We start from the raw sequence: 1,970 nt of genomic DNA on the forward strand, positions 1-1,970 counted from the left end.
CTTCATCGACACCCCCCGCGGCCTACGCATCCGCGCCTGAGCCGCACCGCACCGAACCGCGCAGAACCGCACCCACCCCCCCCCCCGTGCCACCCTTGACCCATGCCCGAAGGTGACACCGTCTGGCAGACGGCGAAACGGCTGCACGCCGCCCTCGCCGGCCAGGTGCTGTACCGCTCCGACCTGCGCGTGCCGAAGTACGCCACGGCCGACCTCACCGGCCGCACCGTCCTCGACGTCACCCCCCGGGGCAAGCATCTACTGACCCGCATCGAGGGCGGTCTCACAATGCACTCTCACCTGCGGATGGACGGCTCCTGGAAGGTGTACGGAAACGGCGACCGCTGGACCGGCGGCCCGGCGCACCAGATCCGCGCGATCCTGGGCACCCTCGACCGCACGGCCGTCGGCTACCGCCTCCCCGTCCTGGAACTGCTGCGCACCACCGACGAACACCGAGCCGTCGGCCACCTCGGCCCCGACCTGCTCGGCCCCGACTGGGACCCCGACCTGGCCCTCGCCAATCTCCAGAGCGACCCCACCCGCCCCCTCGGCGAAGCCCTCCTCGACCAGCGCAATCTCGCCGGCATCGGCAACGTCTACAAGAGCGAGCTCTGCTTCCTGCTCCGTGTCACCCCATGGCTCCCCGTCGGCGCACTCCCGCAGGACCGCGCCGCCCTGCTTCCGGCCCTCGCCAAGAAGCTCCTCGAAGCCAACCGTGACCGCCCGATCCGCAGCACTACCGGCCTCCGCATCCACGACCTGTTCGTGTACGGCCGCGCGCCACGCCCCTGTCTGCGCTGCAACACCCCCATCCGGGCCGGTGACCAGGGCGACGGCTCCCGCGAACGCCCGACCTACTGGTGCCCCACCTGCCAACAGGGCCCGGCCCCGGCACCGGGCACCCCCGGAGCGACCCGCCCGCGCCCCCAGCGCCGTACCCCGAACTGACCGCGCATCCCGACCCGCTCCCCGGCGCCCTGCGGCTCACGCCTCGCGATTCACAACTCACGACTCACGACTCGTAGCGCCCAGGTCCAACTAATTGACGCCCCGTCAGAAACGCTCGTACGGTCACTGCATGCCCATCAAGGCGTACGACCTGTCCGGCCGCACCGCGTTCGTCACGGGAGCCGCCGGCGGCATCGGCCGCGCCTCGGCCGTCCTGCTCGCCGAGGCCGGGGCGACCGTGCACTGCGCGGACCTCGACGTGCGGGGCCTGCACGGGACGGCCACGTTGATCAAGGAGACGGGCGGCACCGCCCACATCCACCACGTCGACGTCACCGACCGCACCCGGCTCTCACAGGCGGTGGCCGCCTGCGAGGGCGGCCTCCATGTGATGGCGGCGATCGCCGGAATCATGCACAGCAGCCCCGTGTTGGAGACTCGGGACGAAGACCTCGACCGGGTGTGGAGGGTCAACTTCAAAGGCGTGCTGTACGCCTGCCAGGAAGCGGCCCGCCACATGATCGCCGACGGGACGCGGGGCAGCATCGTCACCATGGCCTCCGGCGCGGTGGACACCGGTGGCCCCGGGCTTCTCTGCTACGGCGTGACCAAAGCCGCCGTGGTCCAGCTGACGAAGACCCTGGCCACCGAGGTCGGCCCCCACGGCATCCGGGTCAACGCGGTGGCGCCCGGGTGGACCCGGACCCCCATGACCGACCGCCACGACAGCGAGGCACAGGCACGGACCGAGTCGTTCATGTCCCGGATGTCACCGCTGGGCCGGGTCGGCGAGCCCGACGACATCGCGCACGCCGTACTGCACCTCGCCTCCGACGCCTCGTCCTTCACCACGGGCCAGATCATCCGCCCGAACGGCGGCGTCGCCATGCCATGGTGAACCCCGAGAGGCCCCCAAGGCGCTACCACGCGCCCCCACGCCCGGCGCACGGCTCACCCCCACGCCCGGCTCACCCGCAAGCCCCCGAGTCAACCTGAATCAGCCACGCTCCCCCTGAACC

General features: G+C 71.7%; 2 protein-coding genes. Both read left to right on the forward strand.

From position 1 onward, the window contains the following. Window positions 1-102 precede the first annotated feature (102 nt). Window positions 103-951, forward strand: coding sequence for a DNA-formamidopyrimidine glycosylase family protein (locus AOK15_RS39415; protein WP_055523838.1), 849 nt, complete (start codon window positions 103-105; stop codon window positions 949-951). A 130-nt stretch (window positions 952-1,081) separates the two neighbouring features. Then, on the forward strand, window positions 1,082-1,849 hold the full coding sequence (locus AOK15_RS39420; protein ID WP_055523840.1) for an SDR family NAD(P)-dependent oxidoreductase: 768 nt from the start codon (window positions 1,082-1,084) through the stop codon (window positions 1,847-1,849). The last annotated feature ends 121 nt before the right edge of the window (window positions 1,850-1,970 follow it).

The sequence above is a fragment of the Streptomyces ossamyceticus genome, from assembly GCF_001418475.1.
Classification (GTDB): Bacteria; Actinomycetota; Actinomycetes; order Streptomycetales; family Streptomycetaceae; genus Streptomyces; species Streptomyces ossamyceticus.